The sequence below is a fragment of the Sphingobacterium sp. MYb388 genome (genome assembly GCF_037479535.1).
GTDB lineage: Bacteria > Bacteroidota > Bacteroidia > Sphingobacteriales > Sphingobacteriaceae > Sphingobacterium > Sphingobacterium anhuiense.
The window spans coordinates 1-20165 of sequence record NZ_JBBGYV010000002.1; the positions used below are offsets into that span (position 1 = coordinate 1).

Consider the following 20165-nt stretch of genomic DNA (forward strand, 5'->3'; position numbering starts at 1 on the left):
GCCTTTGCTATACAGCAGAGGCTTTTTTGTGTTTAGACCTTTTTTATCAAGATTATCTTATCTTTAAGAATAATTTTGATCAATATGTCACAACCTACTTTTTATAAACTCTTCGCATTATTTATACCCATATGGTTTTCATATGCTAGTCCAGCTCAGGATGTGAAACATAAGAAGCCGAATATTATTTTTATCTTGTCAGATGATCATACGAATAAAGCAATCGGTGTATATGGCAATAAATTAGCAAAAACTCCTAATATTGACCGGATCGCTAATGAAGGTGCTTTATTTAATAATTTTTTTGTAACCAATTCTATTTGTGGTCCCAGTCGAGCAGCGCTATTAACGGGTAAATATAGTCATGTGAATGGTTTTATTTCAAATGACAAAAAATTTAATATTAATCAGTTTATTTTCTCCAGATCTTTAGCTGAATCTGGATATCAAACTGCATGGATAGGAAAATGGCATCTGGAAACATTACCTCAGGACGCATTCAGTTATTGGACTATTCTTCCTGATCAAGGTCATTATTTTAATCCAGATTTTATTACACAGACGAATGATACGGTTAATCATAAAGGTTATGTCACAGATATTATTACAGACCTTTCAAAGGACTGGATAGAAAAAAGAGATAAGGATAAACCATTTTTTCTTGTAATTGGTGAGAAAGCCACACATCGCGAGTGGTTGCCTGCATTAGAAGATCTCGGAGCATATGATGATGTTACTTTTCCAGTTCCGTCAACTTTCTACGATACTTATGAGAATAGGAAAGCTGCAGCTCATCAGGATATGAGTATTTCAGGAACAATGAAACTGGGCTTTGATCTGAAAGTAAATGTTGATTATGAAACCGACTGGATTTATAGCCGATTGGATAGCGAACAACGTAATGCTTACCGTGCTTATTACGATGATCGGATAAGTAAAGAATTCAATGATAGAAAACTAACCGGTAAGAAGCTCGCAGAGTGGAAATTTCAACGTTACATGCGCGATTACTTCTCTACAGCTAAGGCGTTGGATCGTAATATCGGAAAGATTTTGAATTTCTTGGATGACAATGGTTTGGCTGAAAATACGATTGTTATTTATGGTTCGGACCAAGGGTTTTATTTAGGCGAACATGGATGGTTTGATAAGCGCTTCATATATGAAGAATCTTTGAGAACTCCTTTTATGATCCGCTATCCTAGGGTTATCAAAGCGGGTACAGTCATTGAACAGCCTGTTTTGAATATTGATTGGGCTCCCACATTGTTAGCGATGGCAGATGCTCCTGCTTCAAAAGAAATTCAAGGAAAATCTTTTTTTGATCTTTTAAAAAATGATGAAGTATCTTGGCGCGATCGAATTTATTATCATTATTATGAATATCCACAACCTCATCGTGTGATGCCACATTTTGGTATCAGAACTACAAAGTTTAAGTTGATTCGTTTTTATGGAGAACAAGATTTTTGGGAACTTTACGATCTTGAGAAAGATCCTCAAGAATTGAATAATATTTATAGTGAGGTTGAAAATAGCGAACTATTAATTGCATTAAAAAAGGATCTGGCAATATCAATTAAAGAATACAAGGATGATCTTGCTGCAGAGATAATGAGTAAATAAAACATCTACCTTTTTTTTGTACTTGTATTGACTTTTTAGGGATATGTATGGTACTTTTAGAATTCCTATATCGGATTTATTTTGCCAAGATTATAACTATGACAGCATATATGGCTTTTGCTGGTTGATTAGTTCATCCAATTATTAAGGTTAATCTGATCTCCTATTTAGTTGTAATTTATTATGTCAGATTTATTTGTTGTATAAACTACTTTATAAACAGGCTGTTATGAGATAAAACAGCTGTAATTTTTATCTATGGACTCTTTTGGTATAGTATTTGGCTATTTTCTGAAAAGAATAGGTTATTTATGAAGGCAAAATTTGCAATTTTTTTGGGAGGGTTAATGTTATTGCTGTCTGTTAGTTCTTGTGTAGGATATTATCATGATCATGGTCATAGACCTCAACGGGGGCATCATCACGGTCACCATAAGAAAGGACATAATAAAAATTACAAGAAGGGGCATAACAAGCACCATAAAGGTAATGGAAGAAATAGAGGTGGACATTAACATAATAAGGGGATATATAATCCCCTTATTATGTTATGATATAATGATCATTTCTGACTGCTTAGATAGATTCTCTAATGGTAATCTCTGCATCTAGTTCTATCGTTTCGTAGACAATTTCTCTCTTTTTTAATCGAAATTCTAGGATATGAATCATTTTTTCAAAAGCTAATTTTCCTATTCTTGTAGCTGGTTGAGAAATGCAGGTCAATGGTGGATTAAAAGAAAAGGCATAATTCGTATTTGAAAATCCAATAAGGGCAATTTCCGATGGAATTTTAATTTTTTGTTGTGCTAATAAACCTATTGTACGATTTGTCAATAAGTCTGTAGCAGTAAAAATGGCATCAGGACTTTTATTGTCATTTTTTAATTCTTCTAATTTATTTAGGATTTGCTCTTCAACGATTTGAATTTGTGATAGATCGCATCTCAGTAATTTTTTGTCATCAAATGGGATGTTATTTTGTTTTAAGGCCTCCTGGAAACCTAGAAGTCTTTCATTTGTAACACCATTAGCAACTCCTGTAATGTGCAGTATATTGCTGTAGTTTCTATCAATAAGTTCTTGCGTTGCTTTTTGTGCCGCTTTTTTATTATCAATTCCTATTTTGAAGGTTTGTAAATTATTATTGATACGATCGAAGATAACAATAGGACAGTTGCTATTATGTAGTTGTTGTAAATAACTTAAGTTAGCACTATCTGATACAGGGGAAATTAATATACCATCAACGCCTTTAGAATATAGAATATCAATACATTTTTTTTCTACTGCAGGGCTTTCTCGACTTTGCATAATAATGATATTGTATTTCTGAAAAAGCGAGGACTCTTCTATTCCTTCCAATATTTGTGAAAAGAATGAATTACTGATAGTCGAAACAATAACTCCTATAATATTGGTTTTACCGGTTTTTAAACTTCTAGCTAATGCATTATATTGGTAATTATGTTTATGGGCATAAGCAATGATCTTCTCTTTTGTTTCTTTATTTATTTCGTAACTATCGGATAAGGCTTTGGAAATGGTGGGAGCTGATAAGTTTAGCGCTTTTGCGATATCTTTAAGAGTTAATCTTTTCATAATTTCCTAATATAACTTATAAAGATACTAAATTGTGTAAAGATTCGATCATTGTAAGGGACATAATGTGTTTCCAATAATTAAATCCTATGAAATCTTTCTATCTTTGTATTTATGAGTACATTATTAGATATAGGACAAAAGCCATATAATCATTATGGATCTTACTTGAAAAAGAAATATAATGGTCAACGCGTATATAAAGTCATTGTGGATGGGAATTTTACTTGTCCTAATCGTGATGGAAGTAAGGGGTATGGTGGTTGTTCATATTGTAATGTAGATTCATTTACTCCCGAATCTGCACGTAAATTGCCTACAATTCGTGAACAGGTGGAAGAAGGTATCAAAAGAGCGCGAGAAGGGTATCGTGCTGATAAATTCATTATCTATTTTCAACCCAATACGAATACTTATGCCCCTGCACATTTTTTGAAGGCGATGTATGATGAGGCTTTAGCAGTTTGTCCTGAAGATACTGTTGGTCTTTCTGTTGGAACTAGACCAGATTGTATTGATTTTGAAAAGGTAGCTTTGTTAGAAAGTTATTGTGATCGTTATGATGTTGACCTGGAAATGGGAATGGAATCAATTTATGATGAAACTCTGGATAGAATTAATCGTGGTTGTTCTCATGATGAATTACAAAAAGCACTTAAATTAGTTGAAAATAGTCCATTGGAAATATGTGTACATACAATTTTTGGTTTCCCTTGGGAATCGCATGAAATGATGTTAAGATATGCTGATGAAATAAATAAACACCCGCAGATTAAATTTGTGAAGTTACATCATCTGCATATTGTTGAAGGATCGATCATGGGCGTTCAGTACAAGCGTGAACCTTTTCATGTTTTCTCCATTGATGAATATTGTGACTTTCTAGCAGAATTTATTCCACTATTGCGACCGGATATTGTTATTCAACGATTATTTGGGTTGGCAGATCAAGATTTACTGATTGCTCCAAATTGGGGAATGAAGAAATCAGCTATTCAAACGTACATAGATAAGGCTTTGGAACGTAAAGAGGCCATACAAGGCTCGAAATATATAGGATAAAAAAAGGTTGCTATAATTATAGCAACCTTTTTTTATTTTTCTATGATTGATTTTAAATCGGCCGGAGAGTAATTGATCGATTTTAATGTTTTGTTATCTTCTGTTCTGAATACTAAGAATAGACCATCTACTTCTTTATAGTAACTATCGACACCTTTTGAATTTTTGTAATGTGCTATTGTTGCTTCAGCCTCTTCAATGGATTGACAGGCTTTACTCATGTTTGAACGTTGCACTTCTTCGAATAGCTCATTAAATTTGTCTTTTAAACCAAATTCAAGTACAGCACCTGCTAACACATACTGTATATCACATAATGCATCTGCTACTTCTACAAGATCATTGTTTTGGATAGCTTCTTCCAACTCTTTTAATTCTTCAGCAATAAGAGATACACGTAATGCACTGCGTTTTTCACTTGGGATTGTTGGTTTTTCTAATATCGGATGCTGGAAAACTTTATGAAATTCGGCTACGGATGTTAATGTTTTTGGATCAGTCATGTTATATTTTATTTTTACTAAATTATGCAATATAATCTAATTTAAAAATTGAGTCAAATAAAAAAAGCAGCTGTGAAGCTGCTTTCTATATAAAGGAGTAAATATTAAATTAAATGTTTCAATTGAACTAGCTCGCGCTCTTCAATGTATCTCCAACGACCTCTTGGTAAATCCTTTTTAGTCAAGTTAGCATATACAACACGGTCTAGTTTTACTACTTCATATCCTAACGATTCAAAAATACGTCTTACGATGCGATTTTTACCACTATGGATCTGAACACCAACTTCTCTTTTACTTCCGCCAGTTACGTAGCTTAAATCATCAGGTTTTACAAAACCATCTTCCAGTTCAAGACCGAAAACAATTTTATTAAAATCACCTTGTGTTAAGCTTTTATTCAATTCTACGTTGTAGATTTTACTGATGTTATTACGAGGGTGCGAAAGTTTTTCAGCTAAATTACCATCGTTTGTCATTAATAATAAACCAGTTGTATTTCTATCTAAACGACCTACTGGATAGATACGTTCTTTAGTAGCTTTTGAAACTAATTCCATTACTGTGTGACGCTCCTGAGGATCTTCGGTAGTAGTAATGTAATCTTTAGGTTTATTTAATAGGACATAAACCATTTTTTCACGTTTCAAACGCTCACCATTATATTTAACGTCGTCTTTAGCTGGATCTACTTTAGCACCTAATTCAGTAACGGCTTCACCATTAACACTAACAACGCCAGCTGCGATTAATTCATCTGCTTTTCTTCTAGAACATACTCCAGAATTAGCGATATAACGATTTAAACGAATTAGGCCGTCATTTTGAGAAGATTTTGAACGTTGAGGTCTTTCTGTTGATCTTCTTTCAGTAGAACCCTCTTTACGATCTTCGTCATTATTGAATTTTTTATAAGAAGATTTATATTGTCTATCTGATTTGTCTCTAGCTGGACGTTTAAAGTCAGTTTGATCACCATCAGATTTTTGAAAAGATTTGCCTTCTTTGTTAAAAGGTTTGTCAAAAGTTCTTTTTCTGTCGGAGCTATCACCTTCTTTTCTGAAAGGTCTCTCACCGCCAAAAGATCTACCTTCTTTGTTGAAAGGTTTGTCAAAAGTTCTTTTTCTGTCGGAACTTTCACCTTCTTTTCTGAACGGTCTATCACCACCAAAAGATCTGCCTTCTTTGTTGAAAGGTTTGTCAAAGCTTCTTTTTCTGTCGGAACTTTCGCCTTCTTTTCTGAAAGGTCTATCACCACCAAAAGATCTGCCTTCTTTGTTGAAAGGTTTGTCAAAGCTTCTTTTTCTGTCGGAGCTATCACCCTCTTTTCTGAAAGGTCTATCACCACCAAAAGATCTACCTTCTTTGTTAAAAGGTTTGTCAAAGCTTCTTTTTCTGTCGGAGCTATCACCCTCTTTTCTGAAAGGTCTGTCACCGCCAAAAGATTTACCTTCTTTATTGAAGGGTTTGTCAAAGCTTCTTTTTCTATCGGAGTTTTCGCCATCAAATTTTTTGAAAGGTCTATCACCTCCAAAAGATTTTTTGTCGTTATTATATGGTCTGTCTGTGTTATCTTTATTGCCGAATGATGAACTTCTCGGTCTTTTGTTTTCTTTGAAATTAGAGGATCTATCATCCTTTGAACGATCGCCTCTTGGTTTGAAGTTTTCTGAGGTACTTCTTGAGTTTTTGGACTTGTCATCACGACTGTTCCTTTTATTGCTGAATGGCATCTTATTACTATAAAATAATGTGAACGGCAAATTTACCCATAATTTTCTTTTTTTCTAGAAATAAATTTAATTTTTTTTTTGAGGGATGAAAAGTTACAAAAAAATCAAGCTTGAAACATGTTTAAACCTTGAAAAGGTTAAGTGTTTGTTTTTTAAGTAAATAGTCTTTATCTTTGTAGCCTTGAATTTGTACCAAGCTATTTTTTGATCGATTTTATCGTGGATAGGGTAGCATTAAGGGAGTGAATGTTTAGAAAAAAAGTATTATGTTGTAGTCTGATTTTGTCGGCGTTAGTGTTGTCAAAATTGTACTCAAACCCAAACACAATTGCTGCAGGTGATGATAAGATCATTACTGTGAAAGCGCCAAGTAATCTTTCTAATGGGGAAGATGAAAAGGAGAAAAATGAAAATAATGATAATAATCATTATTTGAGTTCGTTGACATTTGCCAATGATACGTTGCCGATAAATCGGCCACATGTTGAAAGCAAGTTGTTGCGATATTTTAAAAACTTCTCTTTCAAAAAGAGAGGCTCTTACAGTCTACATAAAAAAGCAGAGGCCTATCTGCCGCAGATTGAGAAGATTTTAGCATCCTACGGTATTCCTGAAGACTTTAAGTACGTTCCATTGGTAGAAAGTGGATTGGATCGAGGAGTCGTTTCTTCTAAAGGGGCTGGTGGCTACTGGCAGTTTATGCCTGCAACTGCTAGACTTTATGGATTGAAAGTGAATGGAAATGTTGATGAGAGACGAGATTTGACGAAGTCTACTCATGCCGCCGCTAAGTACATTAAATCACTTTATAAGCAGTTTGGAAACTGGACTCTTGTAGCTGCTGCTTATAATGTAGGTGGAGGAAGTTTAAAGGGTTCTATTAGACGCCAGAAAGAGGATAGTTATTACAATTTAAAGTTGAATAATGAAACTGGTTCTTATGTCTATAAGTTGATTTCGATGAAAGAGATTATCGAGAATCCTGAAAAACATGGTTATACGCGCTATGCGAACCGATCGGATCAGAAAGATCCAAATGAGAATATGTTATAAGAAAAAGGCTTGAATTATATAATTCAAGCCTTTTTTTCTAGTGTCTGTTCTACCTATCTTAGGTCTACAATTTCATAACCGCTGTATTTGCTTTTGTTAAAGCTAAATAAACTGTTATCCAAATTCTTATTGGGAACCTGACTCTTAATCGTGTAACTGTATTGACCACCGTTTTTATCATAGATAGTCGCATCATATATCAGTTTTGTTGCTCTATTGATGCGGAGTTTTATCTTAGAATAGTTCTTTTTACTATCAGTTGGTGTTAAATGAACGACATTTAAAAGTGTGTTTCCAGCTTTTTCATTTGCAATCAAGTTATATTTAAATCCGGTTTTATAAAAGCTAAAAATATTACTGGGATCTATTGCATCTGTGCTATTCTCTATTGCTGCAATCTGAACTTCTTTTTCTTCTTTCAAAATAGTATATAAGCTCTTTGCATCTGATATCATTTCTTGACTATTCATCGTAATATGATATCTATTGTTTTTCTTATCTAAATAGAGTGTCCCTGCGTCGGTGTAGGCAGATTTATTTGAACCCTGAATTGCTGAAAATGAAAACTTTGCTTGTACCGTTTGATAACTATCATACTTTTTACTGACTTCTGTCAATATTTTTTTTGCAGCAGCATCTTGTTGTGCCAGTGCTGGAGTTGCGACTGCTAAGGTTATGAAACCTAGCATGATGCCCATTGTTTTTTTCATCTTTTAATCCTTCCTTAATGTTTCTAAAAACTGTTCTAAAGAATATTCATCGGGATAGAGTACTTCACGGGCCTTGCTTCCTTCAAAAGGACCAACGATTCCTGCAGACTCTAACTGATCAATTATTCTCCCAGCTCTATTGTACCCCAGCTTTAATTTACGCTGGATGAGTGATGTTGACCCCTGTTGATGCATAACAATTAGGCGTGCCGCTTCTTCGAATAATTGATCTCTATCTGAGAAATCAAAATCTGTAGAACCTGAACCATCGCCACTTTCATCAACATATTCAGGTAGCATAAATGCGGATGGATATCCACGTTGACCTCCGATAAAGTCAGAAATCATTTCGACTTCTGGAGTATCTACAAATGCACATTGAATACGAATCAAGTCACTACCTGTTGATAAAAGCATATCTCCACGACCAATTAATTGATCTGCACCTCCTGAATCTAAAATAGTACGTGAATCTACTTTAGATAATACGCGGAATGCCAAACGTGCCGGGAAATTGGCTTTAATCGTACCTGTAATGATATTGACCGAAGGACGTTGGGTGGCAATTACCAAGTGAATACCAACCGCACGTGCTAATTGTGCTAAACGTGCAATGGGTGTTTCAACTTCTTTACCAGCTGTCATCATCAGATCGGCAAACTCATCTACAATAAGAACTATAAAGGGTAAGAATCGATGACCCTCCTCAGGGTTTAATCTGCGATTGACAAATTTTGCATTATATTCTTTCAAATTACGTACTTGTCCATTTTTTAGCAAGTCATAACGTTGATCCATTTCAATACAAAGGGAGTTTAATGTGTTGATAACCTTCTTTGTATCTGTGATAATAGCATCTTCTTCTCCTGGTAATTTCGCGAGAAAGTGTCGCTCTATTTTTTTGAATAAAGAAAGCTCTACTTTTTTTGGATCGACCAATACAAACTTTAATTCTGCAGGATGTTTCTTGTACAGTAGCGATGTTAAGATCGCATTGATACCTACGGATTTACCTTGTCCTGTAGCACCGGCTACCAGTAAGTGGGGCATTTTAGCTAAATCGGCAATATAAACTTCATTCGAAATTGTCTTCCCTAAGGCGATTGGCAAGTCCATATCCGTCTTTTGGAATTTTTCTGTTGCAATAATTGATTTCATGGAAACCATTTCAGGATTGCTATTAGGAACCTCGATACCAATAGTTCCTTTTCCCGGCATCGGAGCAATAATACGGATACCTAAAGCCGCTAAACTCAGTGCAATATCGTCTTCTAGATTTTTAATTTTTGAAATACGTACTCCAGGTTTAGGAATGATTTCATATAATGTTACCGTAGGACCGATTGTAGCCTTGATATGTTCAATCTCAATATTATAATTACGTAAGGTGTCAACAATTTTATTTTTGTTGGCCTCCAGCTCTTGCTGGTTGATCGTGATTTTTCCAGTTCCATAATCTTTTAATAGATCTAAGGTTGGATGTTGATATCCTGATAAATCTAATTTAGGATCATACTGACCGAATTGTGCAACTAGATCATTAGCCGTAATCGTCTTTTCTTCTTTAGGTGATTCTACTTCTAATTCATGACTTTGTACCGGCTTTTCTTCTACAATAGGATCTATTTGAAGAGGTTCGTCTACCGTAAATGAAACGGTATTTTCATTCATTATATTCGTATCCTCATCCGCTGGAGTTGGTTCTTCGATTTCGAATGGGATGAGCACTTTGTTCTCAGGTTTTATTTCCGAAACAGGTAAAATGATTTCTTTATGAGGAGGAGTGAATTCTTCATTTAATTGAATATCAGCATTTCTACTCGATTGAAATCTGTCATTCAGACTAGGTGCAGGTGTATAGGTTTCCCTTCTATTAATTAATGGTTCAGATACTGATGGTTCTGTTGTACGGATGGAGTTTGTGTAGTTTGTTTCTTCTTCTTCCGTATCAAAATTTTCATCTTCCTCATCTTGTTTTTTACGCGAGTCAAAAATACTAAATTTTAGATCTAGGTTATATACCAGTATCAATGTCGTCAAATAGGCAAAGATTAAAATTCCGGCAACACCAACTGTTCCAATTTGAGCTTCTAATAATTTATTAGTCCAGAAACCAAACTTACCTTCTAAAATGTGAGGCACTTTTGTAATGAAGCTATGCAAGAAACCTAATGTAACAGATATAAATACGATCGCGATAAAAGAGTATATAATGGTACGGTAAACTGGTAATATTGATTTTTTGTACAATAATTTATATCCGATTACAAAGAAGACCAGTACAAAGAGGAAGGACGCAATGCCGAACCAATTGTAAATAAATTGGTTTGCAAACAATGCACCATATTTTCCCAATCTATTTTGTACTACAGGTAGTTCGATATCGGGATTGTCAATTTCTTCCGCTGTATTCATCACTACGCCCCAACCACCATTATTGGTTGCAATATAGCTTTGATCTTCAGACCAGGTGAATAAATATGAAACAAAAGCTATCCCCAATAATATCGCACATAGTATCAGGAAAGCCCCTAAAATTTTAATTAATTTTTGTTGCAGTTCTGATAAGTCTCTAGCGGGAGCTTCTTCTTTATTTTCTACTTTCTTATTATTGGGAGCTTCTTTTTTCTGACTCCTTTTAAATGTTGTATTAGCGCTAGATGGTCTAAATGTATTTCCTTTATTTGACATGAATTTTCACAGTTATCCTTCATACAAACTTAAGTATTTAGGAGGAAATTTAATTGGCTTACTAAACCTTTTATTTTTTCTTGTAGCATTTTGTTTCTAACATACGTTTTTTAATGAGACGATCGTTGAATTTTGTTGTAAATAAAAAATGAAAATGAAAAAAGCATTATTTTTTGGAATCAGTAAAATGGTTTTTATGCTGACATTAAATTCATGTAATAAGCTGGATGATGATTACGCTTATGTGGAAATCTCGGCTGTGTCTGCTGTGAATGCTGTACCTGGATCTGAAGGATTAGATATTGGTCTCGACCAGAATAAATTGAATAATAACTGGGAGGGTGTTTTCTCCTTTAATCGCGTTTTGAGTTATAAAAATGCGTATCCTGGTAGTAGACTCGTGCGGGTATTTGATCCGAAATCAACTCCTGGTGATACAGCACTAGTGAGTAAAAAAGTAGATTTTACTCCAGGCAAATTTTACAGCCTCTATGTGATCGGTAAAGATAAAGTTGATGTATTGGCTACTGAAGATGATTTTGGAACTTTGAAAACAGGATATGCAAAATTTAGATTTATGAATTTGAGTCCTGAAGCATCTAAGTTGACGCTTACATTAAATGATGTTGATAGTTTAGCTGTTAAAGATAAAGCTTATAAAGAATTGGCTCCTTTTAAGAATATTAAAATTGCTGATGTATATAAACTGAAAATAAATGGTGTTGGTATGACTGAACTGTTGGGAGATTTTAAACCTGAAGATAAGGAAGTTTATACCATTTATGCCGCAGGTTTGAAGTCAAGTAGCGATACCAATAAAAAATATAGCTTCCAAATCGTTAAGCATAAATAAGTAGAAGATCTGGTTATAATTGTGGTTGATTATAATAACTAAGCCTGTTCTGAAAAGAACAGGCTTTTTATTTATCTTGCTGAATTTAAACGAATGGGAAGTAAATATTTGACATTGACCGGTATACCTCTTTGTCGCCCTGGTTCCCATTTTTTCATCTTTTTAGCGACTCTGATTCCAGCTTCACCGGCTCCATAGCCTATATCTCTTTTAAGTTTAAAATCGCGGGGTTCTCCACTTTTATCGATAACGAATTCGATCTCTACTACACCGTGTACACCAGCACGCAGTGCTTGCGTAGGATAATTATAATTTTGACCGATGAAGCTCATCAGTGCTCTAATACCTCCTGGATAAGTAGGTTCTTTCCAGCCTGTAATTGAATCATAAGGTGTTTTATTGCCTATTGAATCTGTGGTAATGCCTGAAATCAGTTTCCCTTCTATGAAAGTTTCTGTAAAGGTATATCGCTTTCCATTAAAGTGCCCCTTCCAATCACCTTGTTTTTTGTGATTGACATAGTTACCTTCTTCGTAACTATAGGAGTTATCTGATACGGCGAAACCATTGCCATCTTTTAGCAGGATCTTTCCTGTTGAATCTGCGTAGGCTAAATAAAGTGTTTCTTCAATTTTATATTTACCTTTTTTATCGATCGCAAAGGGATAATATAGAATAGATTTTATTTTACCATTTTGATGATAGTAGAATGCCGTATCGATCTGTTCTGAATAATTTGAATACATCTGCTCTGATTTGAGATTCCCATTTTCAAACATTTCGTATTTCTTACCTTTAAATTTTGTTCCGGAGATATTGGTTACTTTTCCTTGCAATTTGAGTGCATTATTAGAAAGATAAAATTCTTCAACTAAGGTATCTTTTGTATTTTGATCTGGAATGCTGACAAGACGTACATAATATGCTTTATCTAACTCTTTTGTTACTTCGTTATTTTTTGTATAAAGTGTTTGAATGTTTACTTGTGCATAACTAAAAGTACACGTTATAAGATACAGCAGGCTTATTAATGCGATTTTTCTCATCTAACTTAATGTCTGTTTGGATATGTAATTTTTTTTAAAGTGTAAAGATAGTAAAAGTTCATAAAATAAAAATGACCGATCAAGTCGGTCATTTTTATTTTATGTAATTAAAAAAGTTTATTCAGCAATAATTAAATAGTAGTTTTTCTTTCCTCTTTGTGCAATGATATATTTATCATTAATCAAGTGAGAAGCATTGATTACTTGTTCAATATCTGTCGCTTTTTCGCGGTTGATTGACACACCACCACCTTGTAGCATTTTACGCGCTTCACCTTTAGAAGGGAATACCTGTGTGTTGACTGCTAGTAGATCTAATATGTTAATACCACTGCTCAAAGTTTCTGGTGAAACATTGAATTGCGGAATACCTTCGAATACATCTAAAATAGCTTCATGATCTAATCCATTTAAGAATTCAAGCGTACCATTGCCGAATAAGAAATCAGAAGTTTTGATTGCTGTTTCATATGCTTCTTCCGAGTGTGTACGAATAGTAATGTCTTTTGCTAAGGCTTTTTGTACTGCTCTTGTATGTGGAGCTGCATCGTGCTCGGCAATGATGTTATCAAGTTCTTCTTTAGATTTTAAAGTAAAGATCTTAATCCAATTTTTAGCATCATCGTCCGAAGTATTTAACCAGAACTGGTAATATTTGTATGGTGATGTTTTCTTAGGATCTAACCATACCGCTCCGGATTCAGTTTTACCAAATTTTTGGCCATCAGCTTTTTTAATTAACTGTGTTGTGATAGCAAAAGCAGTCCCTTGATCTTGGCGACGGATAAATTCTGTACCCGTTACGATATTTCCCCACTGATCGGAACCTCCCATTTGTACTTTACAGTTGTGATGTTTCCATAGATAATAGAAGTCATATCCTTGAATCAATTGGTACGAGAATTCTGTAAACGAAAGGCCGTTTTCACCTTCCAAACGTTTTTTTACAGAATCTTTAGACATCATATAGTTAACAGTAATTAATTTACCAACATCACGAATAAAATCTAAAAATTTGAAATCTTTAAACCAATCGTAATTGTTAACCATTTTGGCATCATTTTCACCTTCTCCAAATGCAAGGAATTTACCTAACTGAGTTTTCAAACAATTCACATTGTGATTTAATGTGTGTTCGTCCAATAAGTTACGTTCTGCAGATTTGAATGAAGGGTCTCCAATCATTCCTGTTGCACCACCAACCAAAGCAACAGGCTTGTGTCCTGCATTTTGGAAGTGTATCAACGTCATGATTTGTGTCAAGTGACCTACGTGTAAAGAGTCTCCTGTTGGATCAAAACCAATATAACCAGATACCTTTTCTTTATTTAGTAAGTCCTCAGTTCCGGGCATAATGTCTTGAAGCATGCCTCTCCAGCGTAATTCTTCTACAAAGCTCATTGTGTAAAATGGGTTAAAAATTTTTAATATAAGCCACAAATATAAGAGATTAAGCTGTATATTGAGTGAATATTTCTCGTTAAATGACTACGGTAGGTATAAAAATGCTGTTATGAATTTTTTATCACACTTTTATTTTGAACGTTTTGCGACGACTCCTGAAAGAGTTGTTGGTAGCTTATTACCTGATCTATTGAAAAATGCCGATAAGGCTTTTATCCTCAAACCCAATAATTTTGAAGATCAGATAGGAGCCAAGCCGTTACAATCTGAATTACTTAAAGGGTGGAATGGGCATATTGAAGTTGACCGTCTGTTCCACAATTCGGATTACTTTTTCCACCATACACATGAGATCAAAGAATCTGTCAAGAATGAATTGATCGGACTTCCGATTAGGCCTTCTTTTTTTGCGCATATCGCACTAGAACTGTTATTAGATCATCTTTTAATTGAACATAAAGCTGTTTCTATTGCTAAGTTTTATACCGCCCTTGAGCGGGTAGACCGTAACTCTTTAAGATCTTTTCTAGTTACTAGTGAACTAAAGGATGTCGCGAAGTTTGATACTTTTTTTGATAGATTTATTGCCTCTCAGTACATTTATGAATATACGGATCTGGCACAGGTTACCCGTGCGTTATTTCAGATTTGTAAACGTTTATGGTCTTTTGATGTTCATGAAGATCAAGTTTTATCGGTAAGCAGTAAATTAAGCCTTTATGTAAAAGAAAATATGAAGGATTTTCATGACATCTATCAATATATTCATTATGAAATGATAGATTTTGAATAGTATTTGTGATGCATTACTATTATCCGTATTATTTTTTTTTATTTTCGTAGCAAATTACTTAACATATTAACATAAACTACATGTTTAAAAGACTTTTTCGTAAGAAAAGTGTTGATCAGATTATCTACGACTCGCAACATGGTGAGGGTTCAGGACTTGCAAAGGTACTCGGTGTAAGAGATTTGGTTTCACTAGGTATTGCGGCTATTGTCGGTGCAGGAATTTTCAGCACAATCGGCCTAGCAAGCTATGAAGGGGGACCTGCGGTTTCACTTCTGTTTATTTTTACAGCTTTTGCCTGTGTTTTTACGGCTTTGTCTTATGCTCAGTTTGCCAGTACAGTTCCAGTTTCGGGAAGTGCTTATACTTACGCATATGTTGCCTTTGGGGAATTATTTGCTTGGATTATCGGATGGGCTTTAGTTTTGGAATATGCCGTTTCTAACACCGTAATTGCAATTTCCTGGTCTCAGTATTTTGCTTCAATGCTGGAAGGGTTTGGGATACATATACCCGCTTGGTTATCGATGGCTCCTGGCTATGCATTGGACGCATCACAAAAGCTTGCTGAGCACGGTGCAAATGCATTGACGGCAGCAGATAAGCAGGGATTAGAAGCTTATTTAAGCGCTCCGCGAATCGGAGGAGTACCAATCATCTTTGATCTCCCTGCAGGTATTATTACTGTACTAGTTACTGCTTTAGTCTATATTGGGATTAAAGAATCACAACGTGCTAGTGCGATCATGGTTATGATCAAAGTCGGGATTATATTGGCTGTAATTTTTGGGGGTATCTTTTATGTGAAACCGGAAAACTGGACACCTTTTGCTCCAAACGGAATGCACGGTGTTATGGGAAGTGTTGCGGCTGTGTTTTTTGCTTTTATTGGTTTTGATTCGATTTCAACGACTGCAGAGGAATGTAAGAACCCGCAACGTGATTTACCTAAGGCTATGATCTGGTGTTTGGTAATCTGTACGGTCTTATATGTCGCTATAACCCTCGTATTAACTGGTATGGTTAATTACACGGAGTTGAATGTAAAAGATCCTTTAGCTTTTGTGTTTAAGTATGTTGGGTTTGATTATATGGCTGGTGTTATATCGGTTACTTCCGTAATTGCGATTACAAGTGCATTATTGGTGTACCAATTGGCGCAACCGAGAATCTGGATGACGATGAGCCGGGATGGGCTGATGTCTAAACGCTTTGCACGTATACATCCTAAATATAGAACCCCTTCTTATGCAACTATAGTAACAGGTATCGTTGTGGGAGTTCCATCATTGTTTTTTAAGATGGATTTTTTTGTCGATTTAACAAGTGTAGGTACTTTCTTTGCCTTTATTATGGTATGTGCGGGTGTTCTTTATATGGATTATTCTGGATTATCTGAAAAGTCAAAATTTAGAGTTCCTTATGTAAATGGTAAATATTTAGTTGGTCTAGGCTTACTGGGTGCTATTGTTTTGATGTGGATTTATGGACAGGCAATCCTATTAGAATGGAAGAACCTGACTTTTATGGAGATAATCGAACATAAGGTGTTGATCATTATTTTTTGGTTAACCTGGTTAGGACTTAGCATTTATAGTTTTAAAATGAATTTCTCTTTATTGCCGGTAACTGGTATTTTGATTAATCTTTATTTAATGACAGAATTGGGAGCGAGTAACTGGATTATCTTTATTATTTGGCTTATTGGTGGATTAGTTATTTATTTCCTTTATGGATATAAGCACTCGAAATTAAATAAAGAAAGTATTTCTTAACGTGCATCATGCTACTAGATAAAAAAAAGCTCTAAACATTGTTTAGAGCTTTTTTTATATCTGCTAGAATCTCCAGAGAAGGATTCTGCCAACTTTATTTCCCTGTTCCATTCGGATGACTTCCATTTCGGTTACATTCAGCTTTTTAAGCTTGTGTTGTAAACCTCTGATATCTTCGCGGTGAGCTACCAATGTCGAAAACCATTTTACTTGATCTTTATAAAATTGGCTTTCAAAAATCATTCGTCCGATAAAAGCTTTTTCGCCACCATCGCACCACAGTTCGCTTCCTTGACCTGCAAAACTTTGAACGATATTTTCTTGCTCAGCGGGCTTTAAACTTTTTATTTTGCGGTCTGCTTGTGCCAATGCTTCTAATTGAGAGGAAAAGAATGGTGGGTTACAGATCACCATATCATATTTTTCATTTTCGAGAATGATATCCTTGAAGATAGCTTTGGGGTTATTCTGTAATCTAATCTGCACATTGTTTTTAAGTTCTGGATTTAACCGAACGATTTCAATGGCATTTTTGTACGCTTTCTTTACAATTTCTGAACCTACAAATGACCAACCGTATTCGTGATGACCGACAATTGGGTAGATACAATTTGCGCCAACTCCGATATCAAGGATTTTAACTTGTTTTCCTTTTGGAATTTCATTATTGTTGCCTTTCGCTAATATGTCAGCAACGTAATGAATGTAGTCTGCCCGCCCTGGAATAGGAGGGCAAAGGTTCTCTTTAGGAATATCCCAATATTGAATGTTATAGTATTGCTGAAGCAATGCTTTATTTAAATGTCTTACTGCTTCTGGATTTGTAAAATCTATTGTTTTTGTTCGGTAATCGTTAACAAAAATGAATGGTTTGAGTTCAGGAACGACTTTGATTAATTTCGCAAAATCGTATGCATCAAGATGTTTATTTCTAGGGTGAAGTTTTTTTGTGGGAGTTGTTGCTGTTCCTGCCATAATGTTGTATTTGATGCAAAAATAAGCTTTTATTTTAAGAGATCGCTGAAATAAAAAATAGCTGGTGGTAAATGCTCAATAAAAAAACCTCCAAGCTGTGTTTAACTTCTTGGAGGCTTATGGTATAAACAGGATACTATCAGTTGTTTTTCCGCTTTAAATCTATGGTTGTTGTTTGCGGTAAACTTAGTGGTACGCGTTCTATAGTTACAAAACTAGCATCTAAACCAAATCCTTTTTCTTCGGATAGACTTAATTTTTTAAGATAACCATATATCTCCATGATAATACGTTCGGACCAACTTAATTGATTTCCTTTTGAGAGTACTTTTTCTAATACAACAAATTTAAAATCTCCTGGGATTTTGTGTTTCTTTAAAGTATCGTACTGGCTGGTAATATCAATTTCACCTTTTTGCACCATATCTTCCACTACTTTGCGGAATAGCAAACTGATACGTTGCTCCTCCCTAAAGCCTAGTTTGAAATCTATACGAATTAGTTTTCCAGGAATTAATTGATCGATTGTATACTCACGTGTGTGGGGATGATCCATAACATCAACGTGAACCAACCAGTACACGTCGGCACGTTTTGGTTTTTTATTTAATATCGAATAAATTATTTTGGATTCAATTTCTGATTTGAAGTTTGCACTTGTTAGATACACTAAATGTGAAGCGTATGGAGGTACAGACTTGTCTTCGCTCAATTCTGAAATGATCGGATAGTACTTATCGATATTGATGAAGTTAACAAATCTGTTTTTAATACGTCTGGCACTCCACCAAGCGTACATAATGAGAAATAGAAGCGATGCTAATAATAATGTAAGCCATCCTCCATGCGCAATTTTTACACCATTTCCGACTAGAAACATCAATTCTAATATTAAATAGAAGCCTGTAAATAATGCAATGAAATATTTATTGACTTTTTTAGCTGCAAGAAAGAAAGTCATCAAAATTGTTGTCGTTAAGAATGTCAAGTTGATGGCCAAACCATAGGCGGCTTCCATATTACTAGATTCTCCAAAAATTTTAATGATCAGCATACATCCAGCCCACAAAATTAGATTGATGGAAGGAACATATAATTGGCCTTTATGATCACTTGGATAGCGAATAGCAACCTTCGGCCATATATTTAAGCGTACAGCTTCCGAAATAAGGGTATATGACCCTGAGATCATGGCTTGACTGGCGATTACTGCAGCCATGGTTGCAATCGCAATACCGTAACCAAGAAACCAATGTGGCATGATGGCATAAAAAGGATTATTTTCTCCTAGTACTTTGCCTTCTTGTGTCAATAACCAAGCACCTTGACCAAAGTAGTTCAATACGAGTGTTAGTTTTACGAAAATCCAGCTGATGCGGATGTTTCCTTTACCACAATGTCCCATATCAGAATAGAGAGCTTCTGCTCCTGTTGTACATAGGAATACAGCACCAATGATGAAAAGGGCATTCGGATATGCTATGAGTAGTTTAATAGCATAATAAGGATTAAGCGCCTTTAATACTTCATATTCAAGATGAATATTACTAATACCTAATACTCCGATGGTAGAAAACCAAACGAACATCAGTGGACCAAAGATTTTACCAACTACCGATGTTCCAAAGCGTTGGATAGCAAATAATAAGGTAATAATTGTTACCACAATTGGAATTGTTGGTAGACCCGGATACTTAATGTCTAATCCTTCAATCGCCGAAGAGATGGTGATGGCAGGTGTAATCATGCCATCTGCAAGGAGAGTAGCTGCACCGATCATTGCTGGAAAAATCAACCAAGGTGCTCTTTTACGTACCAATGAAAAAAGAGAGAGAATTCCTCCTTCACCTTTGTTGTCTGCCTGAAGGGTAATCAGGACATACTTAACAGTTGTTTGTAAGGTAACTGTCCAGAAGACACATGATAATCCACCCAGAACAAGGTCTTTGTCAATGACACCTTTGTTCATAATGGCTTTGAAAACGTAAAGTGGAGAGGTACCAATATCTCCAAATATGATCCCTAAACTAATTAGTAGACCAGCAAGACTTACTTTTTGTGCGGTACTTTGATGACTAGTCGTCATTTTTTTATTTGATTTAAGTAAAAAAACCTTCATTTTAACACGAATATGAAGGTTCGTTGCAATAGAAAAACTCGTGCCAAATTTTAGCAATTAGTTTGACAACGGCAAATCTTGTTAAAAATTGTTAAATGGCAAATTTTTATTCAATATAAGTTAATAATATCTAAACAAATAACCTACTTTTGTTGTTGATAAATTGATTGGGAAATATTATATTTGATTTAAACTATAACCGATCTAAGAAGTCCTATAT

16 protein-coding genes are annotated in these 20165 nt (G+C 34.9%); 7 read left to right on the forward strand and 9 right to left on the reverse strand.

All coding sequences use genetic code 11. The features are described from left to right. The first annotated feature begins 84 nt into the window (after nucleotides 1–84). Nucleotides 85–1626, forward strand: coding sequence for a sulfatase family protein (locus tag WH188_RS05930; protein ID WP_168127080.1), 1542 nt, complete (start codon nucleotides 85–87; stop codon nucleotides 1624–1626). 311 nt (nucleotides 1627–1937) lie between these two features. After that, the gene (locus WH188_RS05935) at nucleotides 1938–2141 is read left to right on the forward strand and encodes a hypothetical protein (protein WP_168127081.1); all 204 of its coding nucleotides are present in this window, start codon (nucleotides 1938–1940) and stop codon (nucleotides 2139–2141) included. A 61-nt stretch (nucleotides 2142–2202) separates the two neighbouring features. Here the strand turns inward: WH188_RS05935 and WH188_RS05940 are convergent, their stop codons facing one another. After that, the gene (locus WH188_RS05940) at nucleotides 2203–3228 is read right to left on the reverse strand and encodes a LacI family DNA-binding transcriptional regulator (protein ID WP_168127082.1); all 1026 of its coding nucleotides are present in this window, start codon (nucleotides 3226–3228) and stop codon (nucleotides 2203–2205) included. 114 nt (nucleotides 3229–3342) lie between these two features. Here WH188_RS05940 and WH188_RS05945 point away from each other — a divergent pair, with 114 nt between their 5' ends. After that, nucleotides 3343–4290 (forward strand): TIGR01212 family radical SAM protein, encoded by a 948-nt coding sequence (locus WH188_RS05945; protein WP_168127083.1) that lies wholly within the window; start codon nucleotides 3343–3345, stop codon nucleotides 4288–4290. A 32-nt stretch (nucleotides 4291–4322) separates the two neighbouring features. Here the strand turns inward: WH188_RS05945 and WH188_RS05950 are convergent, their stop codons facing one another. Both WH188_RS05950 and WH188_RS05955 read right to left on the reverse strand, forming a co-directional pair. Further along, nucleotides 4323–4793: a nucleoside triphosphate pyrophosphohydrolase family protein gene (locus WH188_RS05950; protein WP_168127084.1), complete on the reverse strand. Its 471-nt coding sequence runs from the start codon at nucleotides 4791–4793 to the stop codon at nucleotides 4323–4325. Between the two features lie 104 nt (nucleotides 4794–4897). Next, entirely contained in the window at nucleotides 4898–6526 is a 1629-nt protein-coding gene (locus WH188_RS05955) for a pseudouridine synthase (protein WP_168127085.1), read from the reverse strand. A 246-nt stretch (nucleotides 6527–6772) separates the two neighbouring features. Between WH188_RS05955 and WH188_RS05960 the strand changes: the two genes are divergently transcribed. Further along, nucleotides 6773–7579: a lytic transglycosylase domain-containing protein gene (locus WH188_RS05960; RefSeq protein ID WP_168127086.1), complete on the forward strand. Its 807-nt coding sequence runs from the start codon at nucleotides 6773–6775 to the stop codon at nucleotides 7577–7579. 53 nt (nucleotides 7580–7632) lie between these two features. On the opposite strand, the gene WH188_RS05965 is transcribed toward WH188_RS05960, so the two are convergent. Beyond that, on the reverse strand, nucleotides 7633–8289 hold the full coding sequence (locus tag WH188_RS05965; protein WP_168127087.1) for a LolA family protein: 657 nt from the start codon (nucleotides 8287–8289) through the stop codon (nucleotides 7633–7635). A gap of 3 nt (nucleotides 8290–8292) precedes the next feature. After that, nucleotides 8293–10980 carry an FtsK/SpoIIIE family DNA translocase gene (locus tag WH188_RS05970; protein WP_168127088.1) on the reverse strand — a complete coding sequence of 896 codons (2688 nt, stop codon included), beginning with the start codon at nucleotides 10978–10980 and terminating at the stop codon, nucleotides 8293–8295. A 154-nt stretch (nucleotides 10981–11134) separates the two neighbouring features. On the opposite strand from WH188_RS05970, the gene WH188_RS05975 reads away from it, so the two are divergent. After that, on the forward strand, nucleotides 11135–11833 hold the full coding sequence (locus tag WH188_RS05975) for a DUF4397 domain-containing protein (RefSeq protein ID WP_339423528.1): 699 nt from the start codon (nucleotides 11135–11137) through the stop codon (nucleotides 11831–11833). 71 nt (nucleotides 11834–11904) lie between these two features. On the opposite strand, the gene WH188_RS05980 is transcribed toward WH188_RS05975, so the two are convergent. Continuing rightward, nucleotides 11905–12879 carry an energy transducer TonB gene (locus WH188_RS05980; RefSeq protein WP_168127090.1) on the reverse strand — a complete coding sequence of 325 codons (975 nt, stop codon included), beginning with the start codon at nucleotides 12877–12879 and terminating at the stop codon, nucleotides 11905–11907. A 117-nt stretch (nucleotides 12880–12996) separates the two neighbouring features. After that, nucleotides 12997–14280 carry a tyrosine--tRNA ligase gene (gene tyrS / locus WH188_RS05985; RefSeq protein WP_132771011.1) on the reverse strand — a complete coding sequence of 428 codons (1284 nt, stop codon included), beginning with the start codon at nucleotides 14278–14280 and terminating at the stop codon, nucleotides 12997–12999. A 112-nt stretch (nucleotides 14281–14392) separates the two neighbouring features. Between tyrS and WH188_RS05990 the strand changes: the two genes are divergently transcribed. Continuing rightward, a complete protein-coding gene (locus WH188_RS05990; RefSeq protein ID WP_132771010.1) occupies nucleotides 14393–15076 on the forward strand; it encodes an ACP phosphodiesterase in 684 nt (227 codons plus the stop codon). An 80-nt stretch (nucleotides 15077–15156) separates the two neighbouring features. Next, nucleotides 15157–16851: an amino acid permease gene (locus WH188_RS05995; protein WP_132771009.1), complete on the forward strand. Its 1695-nt coding sequence runs from the start codon at nucleotides 15157–15159 to the stop codon at nucleotides 16849–16851. 63 nt (nucleotides 16852–16914) lie between these two features. On the opposite strand, the gene rlmF is transcribed toward WH188_RS05995, so the two are convergent. Both rlmF and WH188_RS06005 read right to left on the reverse strand, forming a co-directional pair. Further along, nucleotides 16915–17826 carry a 23S rRNA (adenine(1618)-N(6))-methyltransferase RlmF gene (rlmF, locus tag WH188_RS06000; RefSeq protein ID WP_168127091.1) on the reverse strand — a complete coding sequence of 304 codons (912 nt, stop codon included), beginning with the start codon at nucleotides 17824–17826 and terminating at the stop codon, nucleotides 16915–16917. Between the two features lie 139 nt (nucleotides 17827–17965). Beyond that, nucleotides 17966–19912: a KUP/HAK/KT family potassium transporter gene (locus WH188_RS06005; RefSeq protein ID WP_132771007.1), complete on the reverse strand. Its 1947-nt coding sequence runs from the start codon at nucleotides 19910–19912 to the stop codon at nucleotides 17966–17968. Between the last annotated feature and the right edge of the window lie 253 nt (nucleotides 19913–20165).